Genomic DNA, 13,913 nt, shown 5'->3' with positions numbered 1-13,913 from the left:
AGGAGCAGAGAGCAACATGAGTAAGACGGCAGGGAATGCGACCATTGTAATTACGGGTTGTTCCAGCGGCTTCGGTCGGGTTACGACCCTCCACCTGGCGCGACGTGGCTGGCAGGTCTTTGCGACGGTGCGACGCGAAGCAGACGCGGAGCAGTTGCTGGCAGAGGCCAAGGCGCTCGGCATCAATGGAAACCTGACGCCGCTCTTGTGTGATATTACAGATGCCGCCCAGGTGAAGGCTCTGGCTGAACAGGTGGCGGCGGCAACGCCAGCATTGACAGCGCTCCTCAACAACGCGGGCACGGCTTTCGCCGGTCCCCTGGAACTGATCGACCTCGACGATCTGCGTGCGCAGTTTGAGATCAATACGATTGCCCATATCGGGGTGACGCAGGCGCTGCTCCCTCTGCTGAAGGAGGCGCGCGGGACGATTATTAATGTGAGCAGTGTTAATGGCCGTATTCCCTTGCCGGCTCTGGGCCCCTATGGAGCGAGCAAGTTCGCGCTGGAGGCTCTCAGCGATAGTTTGCGGGTGGAGCTGGCTCCCTTCGGTGTGCGGGTGGTGGTGATCGAGCCGACCTCTAGCCCGACAGGGATCTGGCGTACGAGTATGGAACGGGCGCGTGGTAAGCTGGAGCAGTATCGCGGCCAGGGGAGTCCTTACGAGCGCCTGCTGACAGTGATGGAGAAGAGTGCGACGCGCCTGGCCGCTGGCAGGGGGGGATTCCCGCCGGAGCTGTTCGCCCAGACAGTTGAGAAGATTCTGCGCAGCCCTCGCCCACGCACGCGTTATGCTGTTCCGCCAGCGATGGCCTGGGCAATGCGCCTGCGCTATTGGCTCCCCGATCGCTTCTGGGACTGGCAGATTCGTCGCTCACTGCGCTGGTAGCCTCGCGCTGGCTGCGGTGGAGCTTACGCCCGGGGCGCATCCTCACCGGGCTAGCTCGACTGTTCCGAGGAGCGCTGAGCTGCTCTGGAACCCAGTGGCAAGGGAGCCAGGGCGGCTATTTTTGTGCTATCATAGGGGCAGGAAAGCTTAGCAAGACAAGGCTATGCTGATGCTTGATCATCTCCATTTTGTCATTGGCCAGAGGGGGCACTGATGCTCAGAGATACACTGCTGTATCTATCGCAGCATGATGGGCTGCGCAACTTTGCGCTGTCGAACCGGACAGCGCGCAATTTCTCTCACCGCTTCGTGGCTGGCGAGCAGCTGAGCGACAGTATCGAGGTCACCCGCACGCTCAATCAGCAGGGGCTGAGCGTGGCACTGGATCATCTCGGCGAGAACGTTACCGACGAGCACGAGGCGCGGGCGGCGACCGAGGATTACATCCGCGCTCTGGAGTGCATTAAGGAGAGCGGCCTGGAGGCCAATATCTCGATCAAGTTGACGGCGCTGGGCCTGGATATTGCTCAGGAGCTGTGCGAGGAGAATCTCCGCCGCTTGTTGTCGGAGGCTGCTCGTCTGGGGATCTTTGTCTGTATCGATATGGAAAGCTCGGCCTATACCGAGCGGACGATCGATCTAACGCTGCGCCTGCACCGCGAGTTTGCCCAGGTTGGGACGGTGATCCAGGCTTATCTGTATCGCAGCAAGGATGATCTGGAGCGTCTGCTGCAAGAAGGGGTACGGGTGCGGCTGGTGAAGGGAGCCTACAAGGAGCCGCCGGATCTGGCTTTTCCGCAGAAGGCGGAGGTGGATGCGAATTATGTGCGCTTGATGGGGATGTTGCTGGCACGTGGGAACTTTCCGGCTATTGCCACGCATGATGAGGCCATGATTACGGCGGCCTGTCGCTTTGCACGCGATCACGGCATTAGCCGCGATGCGTTCGAGTTTCAGATGCTGTATGGTATCCGGCGCGACCTTCAGGAGCGGCTGGCACGCGAGGGCTACCATGTGCGGGTCTATGTGCCCTATGGTTCACAGTGGTACCCGTATCTGATGCGCCGCCTGGCGGAGCGTCCGGCCAATCTGATGTTTGTCTTGAGCAATCTGTGGCGCTGAGCGCTCTTTAGCTCACGAGCGCCAGACGTTTCTCTCAGGCAATGGAGGAGTAAGCGCTGTGATGACGACGAAGCTGGTGGTGGCGGTGCCGGTGGCGGATGTGCGGCGCGAGCCGGATGCGGCTTCAGAGCTGGTGACGCAGGCGCTGCTGAACCGCGAGGTGGTAGTTGATGGGGAGCAGGGCGAATGGCTCCATGGGCAGCTTTCGGATTACAGCGGCTGGCTGCGCGAGGCCGATCTGGAAGAGCCGATTGTGACGGGCTTCTGCCGGGTTGGTGAGGGCTGTGGGACGGCGCTGCCGCTGGTGGCGGTGGTGCAGAGGCCGCGAACCTGGCTCTTTGCAGCGGCGGAGGGCGTTGAGACGCTGGAATCGGTCTATCTGTCGACGCTCTTGCCGGTGACCGATCTGCGTTTTACCTCACGGGTGGAGGTGGCTCTGCCGGGCGAGCGCCGTGGCTGGTTGGAGCGCGAGGCGGTGGCGGTACAGCTGGCCCACGAGGCTTTTCCGCGCCGCCCCGTGAGGGTGGCTTTGGAGTATGCCCGCGAGCTGCTGGGCACGCCCTACCTATGGGGCGGGACAACCTGCGAGGGGATCGATTGCAGCGGCCTGGTCCAGCTCTGTTATCGGATGGCGGGCTATGTGCTGCCGCGCGATGCGGATCAGCAGTATGCTTTTTTGCCGCGCTCGGTGCCGCTGACAGAGCTGCGCGCCGGCGACTTGCTCTTTTTTGGGCGCGAGCGGATTACGCATGTGGCGCTGGCTCTGGATGAGCGGCGCTTTGTGCATGCGGAGGGGGTGGAGTATAATCGCGTGGTGATCAATAGTCTGGAGCCGGGCGACGAGGACTATAACGAGCGGCTGGCGAGCTGTGTGTGGGGGGTGAAGCGCGTGGTGAGGGAGGATGAGCAGGCGGAGGGGCCGCCAGACCAGACTTGAGTGAGTGAGGCTGGCCGGCTGGGGGAAAGTGTACAGGCTGTGCGAGCTGTCGATGGCCGTTCAGGAGCGGCGCGGGAGCAGGACGTAGCGATGGCTGCCGCGCGGGCGTTCGACGACCAGCAGGCCAGCCCGCCGCGTGACGTGCCAGAGCGCTTCAAAAAGGTAATCAACGACCCAGTAGCCGACCGGAAGAGTGGCATCCGTAACTGCCCTCTGGAAGAGCGCAAGCAGGCGCCTGGCAACTTCGGGCGTTTCACCTAGCTGGCTGAGCGCCCGTATAATGCCCTGGAGCTTTACGCCCCTGAGCTTCGTCGGCTCTGCCCTCAGCGACGAGTGCTCCAAGACATCGAGCAGCACAGGCACCAGGTCGCGACGTTCAGCAGTCTCTATCGCCTTTATCAACGAGCCTGAGAACCATCCCCTCGAAAACCTGCTCCTCCTCAGCAAGCGCCCCAGCGTCTCCGGTCTGCTATGCTTTGCCAGATACTCAGGCAAGTAGGCATCCCAGAGGGAACTCTCTGAAGGGTCCAGAGACCCACCAGGATGGCCCTGGAGAGCCAGCTCTTCACCCTGTGCCAGGACGCCCAGATCCTGATCATCGAGGCATACCAGGGCCAAGAGCAGAGTACGTTTGAGCCTCTCATCTTGCTCGCGCTCCCAACAGAGGCGCAGGGGAGCGGCGAGAAGGCGCTCTCCCTCACCCAACGCAAGAGCGAGAGCAGCACGTACTTCGCTGTGCAGACTCACATCGGCCAGCGCAGCTAGCGCTCCAGTTTGCGCTGGCGCGACCTCTTTGGCCAGGTGGCCTAGCGTCTCGACACAAGCCAGGCGTGACATCATCGCTAGCTGCTCATCCCTCACCAACGACAGCAGAACCTCTACGGCCTCCCCATCACCATGACTGCTTAGTACCCTGTTCAAGGCTTCTACACAGTGATGACGCATCCCTGCAGGTAACTTCTTATCCCCCACCAACGACAGCAGAACCTCTATTACATTTTTATCTCCATATTTTACTAATATATTATCCAATAAATTTATACAGTTGTAACACACCTTTTCGGGTAACTTCTTATTCTTGACCAGTGACAGCAGCATCCTCACCGCCTCATCATCGTCGTAACAGTCCAATACCCAGGCCAGCGCCAGGACACAGTCAGAGCGGAACCTCACAGTCAGCTCCTCTGCCCGCACCAGTGATAGCAAAGCATCCACTATCCTTTTTTGATCACCTGATTATATTGCTTTTTTAAATGAAAACAAAAGCATTTTACGCGTAATATTTTGCTTTTCCAATCTTTTTTGGAGTAGAGACAGTCGTCGATGTATCGGATAATTACCTATTGACGGTATTTTCGCATCAACGATATTCACATCGTCTCTAATTTGATCAGAAAAATCTAAATCTCCTTCATCAGAGATGATATCATCTTCAAACTTACTTATTCCAATAATGAAGTCAAGTGCGGATATATTAATACCAAAATCATCGAAAAAATAATGCTGAGAACTCTTTAGACGCCAACGGTGCATGCTGGGGCAGCAAGCAAAGGAAGGTCCGTCTTATTCTCGTCGCTCACACAGGGCGGTCTCGTATGTCGTCGGGGCTTCTCATCCGCGAGGAACGAGCAGGCAAAGCAGGTGAAGCGGACAACCAGCTATGCGGTATAAGAAAAAAGTGGGGCCGAGAGGAATCGAACCTCCGACACGCGACTTAGGAGGTCGCTGCTCTATCCACTGAGCTACGGCCCCTTCCTCCTTGACACATAGAAACGGCTCTCGAAGCCAACAGCCTGCACCGGTCAGCGAGAGGCAAAAGCATACGTCTGCCAGTTATCAGGCCAGCTAGCTAGTGGACTGGTTTCATCCTAGCATGCTCCTGGGGTCCTGTCAAGTGCCTGGCGCGGCCTAAGCAACACCAGGCAGGCGAGAGCAGGCCGCCATCATTGTTGCTGGCCTCGTTGGCCTCACTGGTCACTGGCCAGGGCCGAGAGGCCGACCCTCTCAATTTGACAGCCGCTCTTGGCAGGGGCTATCATGCTAGAAAAAAGAACATATGAGGCTCCTGTTCACGCGGAGGAAGAGAGAATGACAGATTCTATCACCGTTGGTCGGGACATCTTCCACACCCATCGCCTCAGCAATGGCCTGCAGATCGTGGGTCAGAGCATGCCCGACTTCGAATCGGTCTCCATCGCCTACTACGTGCGCACCGGCTCGCGCGACGAGCACAACCCGGCCATCGAGGGCGTCTCACACTTCCTCGAACACATGGTCTTCAAAGGCACCCAGCATCTCGACTGGCAGCAAATCACCCTTGAATTCAACAAAATCGGCGCCGAGTTAAACGCCTTCACCTCGCACGAAGCCACCATGTATTTCGCGCGCGTCCTCGGCGAATACAGCGAGCGTGCCCTCGAACTCCTCAGTGACATGATGTATCCACGTCTGGCCGAAAGCGACTTCGAAACCGAAAAAGAAGTGATCATCAACGAGATCGCCCGCTCCGAAGACCAGCCCTACAACCTGGCCTTCCGCCGCCTGGCCCAAACCTATTTCAACGGCCATCCCCTGGGCCACGACGTTCTCGGCTCGCGCGAAAGTATCCGCAACATGCGCATCGAGCAAATGCGCGACTACTGGCAGCGTCGCTACGGCGCCAACAACATGATCCTGGCTGTTGCCGGCAATTTCGACTGGGAGCGCTTCGTCGCGCGAGCTGAGCAGCTGTGCAGCGACTGGCGCACCGGTGAGAGTGGACGCCAGCCACAGCCCTACGAACCAGCGCACGCCATCAACAACGTCATCGTCGACCCGCGCCTCAGACAGCAAATCATCCTGTTGGCCATGCCCTGTGTCAGCATCCAGGACCCCGACTATTACGCCGCCGCCCTCGGGGGCAGCATCCTGGGCGATACCGACGGCTCGCGCATCTACTGGAACATCCATCAAAAGGGCCTGGCTGAATCGGCCAGCGCCGGCCTCTGGGCCCTCGAAGACACCGGCATGCTCCTGCTCGAAGCCAACTCTACCCCCGAAGAGGCCCCCCGTGTCCTGCATCTCCTGCGCGCCGAGCTTGAGAGCCTGCTAGCGGATGGCATTTACGAGGATGAACTGCGCCGCGCCAAGGATAAATGGATCAGCAGCATCGTCCTCAGCAGCGAATCAACCTTCACTCGCATGCGCACCCTGGCCTCAGACTGGGTCACCGAAGGCCGACTCATCAGCATCGACGAAGAAATCGAGCGCGTTGAGCGCGTCACCGCCGACGACATCATGCGCACCTTGCAGCGCTTTCCCCTGCGCGAAAAACAGGTCCTGGTCGCCCTCGGTCCCCTGAGCGAAGAGCGGCTTCTCAACTAAACAGGTCGGCGCCGGCTCAGCCAGCGCGACGCCCGACGTTACCGCCATCGGTCAGCGAGCAAGTTCAGGAGAGGGGGCAAGAAGCAGAAAGGGATAGAGAGAGGGAACGAGAGCAGACAGAGAATGACACAAAAAACAGGCGTCGCGGCCAGGCAACCTGAACCGTCCTAAGCTCAAGCGAAGGCCAGGAGGGAGGAGAGAAGACAAGCAAGAGCAGGAGTAAGCAACGAGCCGGACTCAACCGGACAGGCGGGCCAGCTTATAACCCACATCCGGCACCGTCAGAATATAGCGCGGATGGCGCGGGTCCGGCTCAATCTTGCGTCGCAAACGACAGATATAGACCCAAACAAAATCTATCTCACGGCTGTACTCCGGCCCCCAGACCTTTTCGAGGAGCAGCTCATGCGTCATCACCATGCCGGCATGCTGCGCCAACGTACTCAACAGGCGATACTCTGTGCGACTCAACTGCACCGGCTGCCCATTGACAAAGACCTGATGCTGCGCATAATCGATCACCAAATCGCCAGTGCGGAAGACACGCTGATACCTGGCCTCCGCAGCACTCTCCCGACCACGCCGACGCAGGCGACAGCGCACCCGAGCCAGTAGCTCCCGCAGATGAAAAGGCTTATAGACCAGATCATCCGCGCCAGCATCGAGCAGGCGAACCCCCTCCTCCTCATGACCAGCAGTACAGAGAGCAATCACCGGCGTCTCGGCGAACTCGCGCAGACGGCGCAGCAGCTCCAAAGCCGTAATATCCGACAGATCAGCCAGCAAGATCAGGTCCGGCTCCTGCAGATCTAGCAGGCGGAAGAACTGGGCGCTATGGGTTGCCAGCTGTACCTGGCAGCCCTGCTCCTCCAGATGGGCGCGCAGGTAACGAGCGATGCGCGCATCCTGCTCAGCCAGCAAGACGGACGCCAGGCGCTCGCGGCGCAGGGTCGGCCCCTGACTGTGAGCCGGAGCACTCGCGGAAGCCAAGGCTGGCAGCGTCTCCGCTGTCGGGCCAGCAGCCGCAAGCTCTCCCGTTGCCTGCAGTGGCAGCGTGAAGGAGAACGTCGCCCCCTGACCTGGGCCAGGCGAATCGGCCCAGATGCGCCCACCATGCGCTTCAATGGTCGCCCGCGCCACCGCCAGTCCAAGGCCGCTGCCCTCCTCTTCACCCTCAGCCTCTTCGCGCGGCAAGCGATAGAAGCGCTGAAAGATATGCTCGAGATGCTCTCGCGGAATCCCCAAGCCCTGATCAGTAATACTCACGCGCAATTCAGCGCCCTCGGCCTCCACCTCCAGGCGAATCGTTCCCCCACCAGGCGAATAGCGAACGGCATTATCCAGTAAATGATTGAGTGCTTGCTCTATGCGCAATGGATCGCACGGCACTGGAGGTAAAGAAGGAGGCAGGCGCAGAATAAAGCGATGGCCGGGAGCCGAACGCTCGCGCTGCTCCACCAGGCGACGCAGCAACTCCTCAAACTGCACTTGCGCCAGATGCAGCGTCTGCGTTCCACTATCGAGCCGCCACACATCTACAAGAGTATTGAGAATCTCATACAAGCGATCGGCCTGGGCATCGATCATCTCCAGCATTTCACGTTGCACAGCCGCATCCCAGCGGCGCGACGAACCGAGCAGGGTTGTCGCACACCCCTTAATAATCGCCAGGGGAGTTTTCAGCTCATGGGCAGCCAGGGCCAGAGCCTCCGAGCGGGCCTGAGCAGCCTCACGCTCCAGGGTAATATCCTCCAGGAGAAGGCCCCGTCCCAATAAGCGACCTTCGGCGCCGTGGATAGGAAAACTGTGCACACGTAGCCAGCGGACCGCCGCATCAACCAGAGCCAGATCTGTCGACATCTCCTGCTCAGAGCGTTCCCAGAGACGATCAAGGGCCTCCCGAGCGCGTTGGGGATCGGCAGCCCGCGCCAACAGACGTGCGCGTACATCCACTGTTGACTCGCCAACCAGCTCATGAGCTTCACAGCCTAGCAACTCGCCTGCCCGCCTATTCGCGCAGGCCAACCGCTCGTGCTGGTTCAAAAGCAACAAGCCACTATGGAGATTTTCCGCCACTGCTGCCAGGATCGCCTGCGCGGTAGAGGGCATCAGCGCAGAGGTAGTCGATGCCCAAGGGAGAGAAGCATCAGAGGCCGTGCAGGCAAGGAACGTCATATACTCTGCAGAGCGACGGTCAACGCTGGCCATGTCCGCCCCATCTCTGGCGGCGCGCTCCATGAAACGAACACCTTTCCGCATTGCTGGCACGATCGATGAGTACTCATGAATATTCTAGCAAGGCGGTCAAGGTTCAAGACGGCCTGCCCACCTGAAGGACAGTGTCGCTGCTAGAAGCGAGAGCACGAGCAGAGAAGACTAGTGCAGACTGGCCAGCCCCACAATCAACAGAAGATGCAAAAGCATGCCAATGATTAGCGTCCATGCAATAAACATAATGGCGCGATGATCATGGACAAAGCGACGAATATGAGGAGCTGACGAAGCAGAAGGCGGGCGACGCTCAGCGGCGACCAGACCCAGCGCAATGCGCAGACGCAGGGGTGAACGCACCGGCGAGCGACTCATCTCAGCGAGCAGAGCACGATAGCAATCGCGACACAACACCCAGGACTGGCGCGGCTCGGGCGCGCCTTCGGGCTCCGTGACCGCAATGGCCTCCAGCGGAATGCGCTGAGTACAGACCGAGCAATTGCGGATAATGCGCTTTCTCGCCCGTGGCGATTGCGTACCCGCGTCGATGCTGTGCGAAGACAGGCTACCGCTATGCTTAACCTCTCCCATGAGTGGCGATTCCTTTCCAAAGCTCGCCGGTCCAATCAGCACGTCGCTAACGATCGGGAGACGATCGTGGGCGGGCATCTTTCTTTCGTCCCACGTCTCTAATTGTATCACATCATCGGAAGGGTTACGCATCAAACAAGCAAGGGCGTTCTCAGCGGGGTTCACCAGTCGCCAGAACGCCCTTGCTCATCAGCCTGCTCAACGCTGCCGAGGTCTCGCTCGGATCGGCCTGGTCTGATCCTGGATGCAGCTCTCTATGAGCCAGCCAGCGAGCCAGCTCAGGCCGCGAGCATCATCGTCGCAGCTTGTCTGCCACTCTCGGCTAACCGCGCAACAGTGGGAGCAGGTAGACTATGCTAAAGACAAAGATCCAGACCGCATCAACGAAGTGCCAGTACATCTCGCCGGCCTGGAAAGCGAAATGCCGCTCCTTCGTAAAGTGACCGTTCAAAGCACGCACGAAGACGATCAGCAAGAAGATCAGCCCAACGGTCACATGCAAGCCGTGGAAGCCAGTGAGCGTAAAGAAGGCCGATCCGAAGAGCTGGCTCTGCGGCGTGAAGCCCTCGCTGATGAGCGAGCTATACTCGTAGACCTGGCCTCCCAGGAAAATAGCACCCATTACTATTGTAGCCAACAAGCCCCAGATCAGGCGCCGCTGGTTACCCTTCTCGATGCCCCTGGCAGCGATATAGTGAATGGGCGCACTACTTCCCAGCAGAATGATCGTATTGATGAGCGGATACCAGATCTCACTAGGCAGGCGCCAGCCGTGGCCACCCTGGCGAATCTCCAGATAGAGATAGGCGGCTATCAGGTTAGCGAAAATCAGAGCCTCCGAGGCGATGAAAAACATCATGCCCCACCAGCCGAGGCTGCGCCCACCTTCATCATGCACCTGCTCTAGAGCAGGTATCCCCTCGCGATAGGCAACACTCATACCCCGAAATTCTCCTGACTGTTCTCTCTCCAAGAAGCTAAACAGAGGTGATCTTGCTGCCTGGCAACCTCTCGGCATGCAACCAACACGAGCAAGATCGCCAGCGCCAGATACCGGCCAGCGATAGGTAGATAGACAGCGCGTCCAGCGCATGCCTGCACAGGCGTTACGCGAGAGCACATCAAGCAGCCGAAAGAAGAAGCCATGCTGCGCCGCGACTCTTCACCTAATAGCGCTCCAGGCCCCAACCGACGGCGGCCACCACGATCAGCAAAGCGCCGACCACCAGCACCGCCGGATGAGTTACCACACCCAAACAGACCAGCGCAATGGCCAGAGCTAGCACGAAGGGCCAGAGACTGGGATGAGGGCTGTGCGGAACCCGCGCGCGAGACGGACGACCCTGGGGCGGATCACCGGTCTTTTCGGCAGTCTCCGGTTGCGGCTTCTCCTCCCCCACCTGCATCGTCTCACCGCTCTCACTCTGCAGCTGTTGCGGCACCCCGGTGCTCCCAGGATTGCCTGATTCTCTCTTCTCCTCCTCCTGACCTTGCAGGCCCCCATCCTGAGTTGGAGACCTATCCTTCTGCTCTTCCTCGTTAATCACAGTATGCCTCTCTCGTCCGATCGCCGGGCCAGCTCATCCAGAGACAGGCAAGATAGCCCTCCCCAGCGGGGGGCGCGCCGGCTTCCGCCATCGGACCGCACCGCCAGAAGCACAGTCGGTCAGTCCGGACTCCAGTCGGAAGCCGGCACAACCCGCAGGCGCTCACCAGCGCCCTGCCCTCAATGGACGGCCACTTTCCAGTCTGCCGTCTCCGGATTCTTCTTATCATAGAACGGGCGGCGGCTGCGCACCACCGGGATCGTCTTAAAGTTGTATGGCTCCGGCGGAGAAGCCGTATCCCACTCCAGCGTGAAGGCATCCCAGGGGTCGCTGCCCGCTGGCTGACCCTGGCGGAGGCTTGTCACGAAGTTGAACAAGAAGACCAGGATAGCCGCTGCGATAATAAAGGCGCCGACCGTCTCCAGCAGATTCAGCTCATTCCAGCCCAGATCGGGAGCGTAGGTATAGATACGGCGCGGCATCCCGAGCAGACCCAGAATATGCATCGGGAAGAAGGTCACATTCACCCCGATCAACATGAGCCAGAACTGGATCTGGCCCAGGCGCTCATTGAGCAGCCTGCCCGTCATCTTCGGGAACCAGTAGAAGATGGCCGCGAAGATAGCGAAGACTGCCCCGCCGAAGAGCACATAGTGCAGGTGCGCAATCACAAAGTAGCTATCGGTCACCTGATAGTCGAACGGCACGATCGCCAGCGCCACCCCGTTAAGGCCGCCGATCAAGAACATGGCGACAAAGCCCAGGGCGAAAAGCATCGGCGTCTTGAACGAAAGCTTACCGCCATAGAGCGTCGCCAACCAGTTGAAAATCTTGACCGCCGTCGGAATAGCGATCAGGGTCGTGCTCGTGGCGAAGAAAGCCTGAGCCACCACCGGCAGACCCACGGCGAACATATGGTGCGCCCAGACCGTAAAGCTCAGGAAACCGATGGCTACACCCGACCAGGCCACGAAGGTATAGCCAAAGATCGGCTTGCGCGAGAAGACCGGCAGTACCTCCGAGACGATACCGAAAGCCGGCAGAATCAGAATATAGACCTCGGGGTGGCCGAAGGACCAGAAGAGATGCTGCCACAGCAGTGGGTCACCATTGAAGGCCGCCTGATAGAAGTGCGTGCCCAGATGGCGATCCAGCAGCAGCAAGCCCGAGGCCGCCGTCAAGCTGGGCAGAGCAAAAAGCAGCAGGAAGGACGTCACCAGCGTCATCCAGACGAAGAGCGGCATGCGGTTAATCGTCATGCCAGGCGCGCGCAGCTTGAAGATCGTCACCACAAAGTTCAACGCGCCCGCAATTGAGGAGATGCCCAGCAGCAGCACGCCCAAAGCCCAGAAATCCATATTGATCGAGGGCGTCGCCGGGATACAGTTCACCCCTTGCACGCCGCACTCAGTCAAAGGTGCATAAGCGAACCAGCCGCCGTCTGGTGCCGCATGGAACAAGAAGCTGGACTGGAGAAAGAGGCCGCCGAAGAGTACAATCCAGTAGCCAAAGGCATTCAGGCGCGGGAAGGCCATATCACGCGCCCCGATCATCAGCGGCACTACATAGTTACCGAGACCTGTGAACATCGGCATCACGAAGAGGAAGATCATCGTGGTGCCATGCATCGTAAAGATCTCGTTATAGGTCTGGGGATCGAGCACCTTGCCGTCCGGCAGCGCTAGCTGAGTACGGATCAGCAATGCCTCCAGCCCGCCGACCACGAAGAAAAAGAAGGCCGTGACCATGTACATGATCCCGATCTTCTTATGATCGGTCGTCGTCAGCCACTGGCCAATATATGTCTCGCTGAAGCGCTTCTGTCGGACCAGAGCAGGACGCTCAACAATGGTACTGGTTGCCATGGAAAATCCTCCGAATATCCAATCAGCCCCTGCAGGCAAACCGGGGAGACCAGCCCTCTCCCTGACAGGCTCAGCGGTGGCAGGCAGAGCCATCGCCCAGCGGCTGATCAGCTCACCCCTGGCTGATAGCCTGACTGCCCCCCCAGGCGCTCATCAGCCCGATGGCCTTTCGAAAAAGCCATTCTCTATACTACTATTGTTTTACTTCAGGCTTTCTAGATAGGCCACCAGGTCATTGATCTCGGACTGGGACAGCCCGAGGTTGGGCATATCATTCCCCGGCTTCACCGCCTGCGGATCATGCAACCACTTCGCCAGATTTTCAGGCGTATTCTTGAGCACGCCGCCGGCGATTAAATCACGGCTTCCAAAGTGTGTCAGATTGGGGCCGACCAGCGTTTGCGGCTGCGTATTGAAATCGTTGAGGTTGACCCCTACGATCCCGTGGCAAGCCGTGCACCCCTTCGACTTGAAGAGCGCCAGCCCGCGCGCATACTGCGGATTATTAGCCGCCGCCTGCTGCTGGCCACTCACCCAGGTTGCAAACTGGTCCGGCGGCAGCGCAATCACATTAAAGGCCATGTTGGCATGCTGCAGGCCGCAGTACTCGGCGCACTGGCCGTGGTAGGTTCCGGGCTTATCGACGCTAAACCACTTCTCGTTGTCGTGGCCAGGCACGACGTCGGTCTTGCCCGTCAGATTGGGAACCCAGAAGCTATGGATCACATTGTTCGAATAGAGCTTGACATGGACCACGGTCCCTGTCGGCACCACCAAATCATCAGCGGTAATGATCTTCTGGGTCGGATAGTCAAACTCCCACCACCACTGATGGCCGACTGCCGTGACCTCTAGCTGCTGCCCACCTGTGGGGATGGTATCGACCTGGAACATCGTGCGGATCGTAAAGACCAGCACCACGAAGAGGAAGATCGAGGGCGCCACAGTCCACACAATCTCCAGCGTCGTGTTTCCATGAATCTGACGCGGCGTCGGCATCCCCGGACGCTCGCGGAAGCGAATGATCGACCAGATCAGAATCCCCTCGACAACCACAAAGACAAAGGTGGCCACACCCAGGATAAACCAGAAGAGATTGGCCTCCTCCTGGGCGACCGGCCCCGCCGGGTTGAGGATCGAGGGGTTGCCGCCACAGGCGGCGAACAGGAGCGAGGATAAGAGCAACGCCAGGGGTAGCAGCCCCCAACGTATTTTCCCTCGAAATAACGGTATCCTCACTGCTCGCACTCCTCAATTAGACACAGATTAGCGCTCTAGATAATTATAGGGCCGCCCCGCGGGAGCCTTCAACCAGAGCGCGGGCCTCTCCGCTCGCCTGCCTTTCCTCCTCCTCATTGTCGACCCAGCCTGACCAGTCAGAGGCCGGC

Annotated in this window: 11 protein-coding genes and 1 tRNA gene; 4 read left to right on the top strand and 8 right to left on the bottom strand. The window is 59.2% G+C overall.

Annotated elements, in window-relative coordinates:
* Positions 1 to 16: 16 nt before the first annotated feature.
* The 3 genes from A4R35_RS14855 (at position 17) to A4R35_RS14845 (ending at position 2,948) form a co-directional block, all read left to right on the top strand.
* The gene (locus tag A4R35_RS14855; RefSeq protein ID WP_112430670.1) at positions 17 to 889 is read left to right on the top strand and encodes an SDR family NAD(P)-dependent oxidoreductase; all 873 of its coding nucleotides are present in this window, start codon (positions 17 to 19) and stop codon (positions 887 to 889) included.
* A gap of 213 nt (positions 890 to 1,102) precedes the next feature.
* Positions 1,103 to 2,011, top strand: a complete 909-nt coding sequence (locus A4R35_RS14850) for a proline dehydrogenase family protein (RefSeq protein WP_112430668.1) — start codon at positions 1,103 to 1,105, stop codon at positions 2,009 to 2,011.
* A gap of 61 nt (positions 2,012 to 2,072) precedes the next feature.
* The gene (locus tag A4R35_RS14845; RefSeq protein WP_112430666.1) at positions 2,073 to 2,948 is read left to right on the top strand and encodes a C40 family peptidase; all 876 of its coding nucleotides are present in this window, start codon (positions 2,073 to 2,075) and stop codon (positions 2,946 to 2,948) included.
* 60 nt (positions 2,949 to 3,008) lie between these two features.
* On the opposite strand, the gene A4R35_RS14840 is transcribed toward A4R35_RS14845, so the two are convergent.
* Entirely contained in the window at positions 3,009 to 3,788 is a 780-nt protein-coding gene (locus A4R35_RS14840) for a hypothetical protein (protein ID WP_146747229.1), read from the bottom strand.
* An 839-nt stretch (positions 3,789 to 4,627) separates the two neighbouring features.
* Positions 4,628 to 4,700 (bottom strand) — tRNA-Arg (locus tag A4R35_RS14835).
* A gap of 336 nt (positions 4,701 to 5,036) precedes the next feature.
* Between A4R35_RS14835 and A4R35_RS14830 the strand changes: the two genes are divergently transcribed.
* On the top strand, positions 5,037 to 6,311 hold the full coding sequence (locus A4R35_RS14830; protein ID WP_189361837.1) for a M16 family metallopeptidase: 1,275 nt from the start codon (positions 5,037 to 5,039) through the stop codon (positions 6,309 to 6,311).
* Positions 6,312 to 6,548: 237 nt separating this feature from the next.
* Here A4R35_RS14830 and A4R35_RS14825 read toward each other — a convergent pair whose 3' ends face one another.
* The 6 genes from A4R35_RS14825 to coxB form a co-directional block, all read right to left on the bottom strand.
* The gene (locus A4R35_RS14825) at positions 6,549 to 8,549 is read right to left on the bottom strand and encodes an ATP-binding protein (protein WP_189361835.1); all 2,001 of its coding nucleotides are present in this window, start codon (positions 8,547 to 8,549) and stop codon (positions 6,549 to 6,551) included.
* Positions 8,550 to 8,687: 138 nt separating this feature from the next.
* Entirely contained in the window at positions 8,688 to 9,191 is a 504-nt protein-coding gene (locus A4R35_RS14820) for a hypothetical protein (RefSeq protein ID WP_189361832.1), read from the bottom strand.
* A gap of 244 nt (positions 9,192 to 9,435) precedes the next feature.
* The gene (locus tag A4R35_RS14815) at positions 9,436 to 10,053 is read right to left on the bottom strand and encodes a cytochrome c oxidase subunit 3 (protein ID WP_189361830.1); all 618 of its coding nucleotides are present in this window, start codon (positions 10,051 to 10,053) and stop codon (positions 9,436 to 9,438) included.
* Between the two features lie 226 nt (positions 10,054 to 10,279).
* Positions 10,280 to 10,660: an aa3-type cytochrome oxidase subunit IV gene (gene ctaF / locus A4R35_RS14810; protein WP_112430654.1), complete on the bottom strand. Its 381-nt coding sequence runs from the start codon at positions 10,658 to 10,660 to the stop codon at positions 10,280 to 10,282.
* A gap of 179 nt (positions 10,661 to 10,839) precedes the next feature.
* Positions 10,840 to 12,525, bottom strand: a complete 1,686-nt coding sequence (gene ctaD / locus A4R35_RS14805) for a cytochrome c oxidase subunit I (RefSeq protein WP_112430652.1) — start codon at positions 12,523 to 12,525, stop codon at positions 10,840 to 10,842.
* Positions 12,526 to 12,726: 201 nt separating this feature from the next.
* Positions 12,727 to 13,764, bottom strand: coding sequence for a cytochrome c oxidase subunit II (gene coxB, locus A4R35_RS14800; RefSeq protein WP_189361828.1), 1,038 nt, complete (start codon positions 13,762 to 13,764; stop codon positions 12,727 to 12,729).
* Positions 13,765 to 13,913: the final 149 nt, after the last annotated feature.

Origin of the sequence: Thermogemmatispora tikiterensis, assembly GCF_003268475.1 — a bacterium.
GTDB classification, from domain to species: Bacteria; Chloroflexota; Ktedonobacteria; order Ktedonobacterales; family Ktedonobacteraceae; genus Thermogemmatispora; species Thermogemmatispora tikiterensis.
Note: the sequence above shows the minus strand (reverse complement) of the source record. Positions and strands in the feature narration are given on the sequence as shown.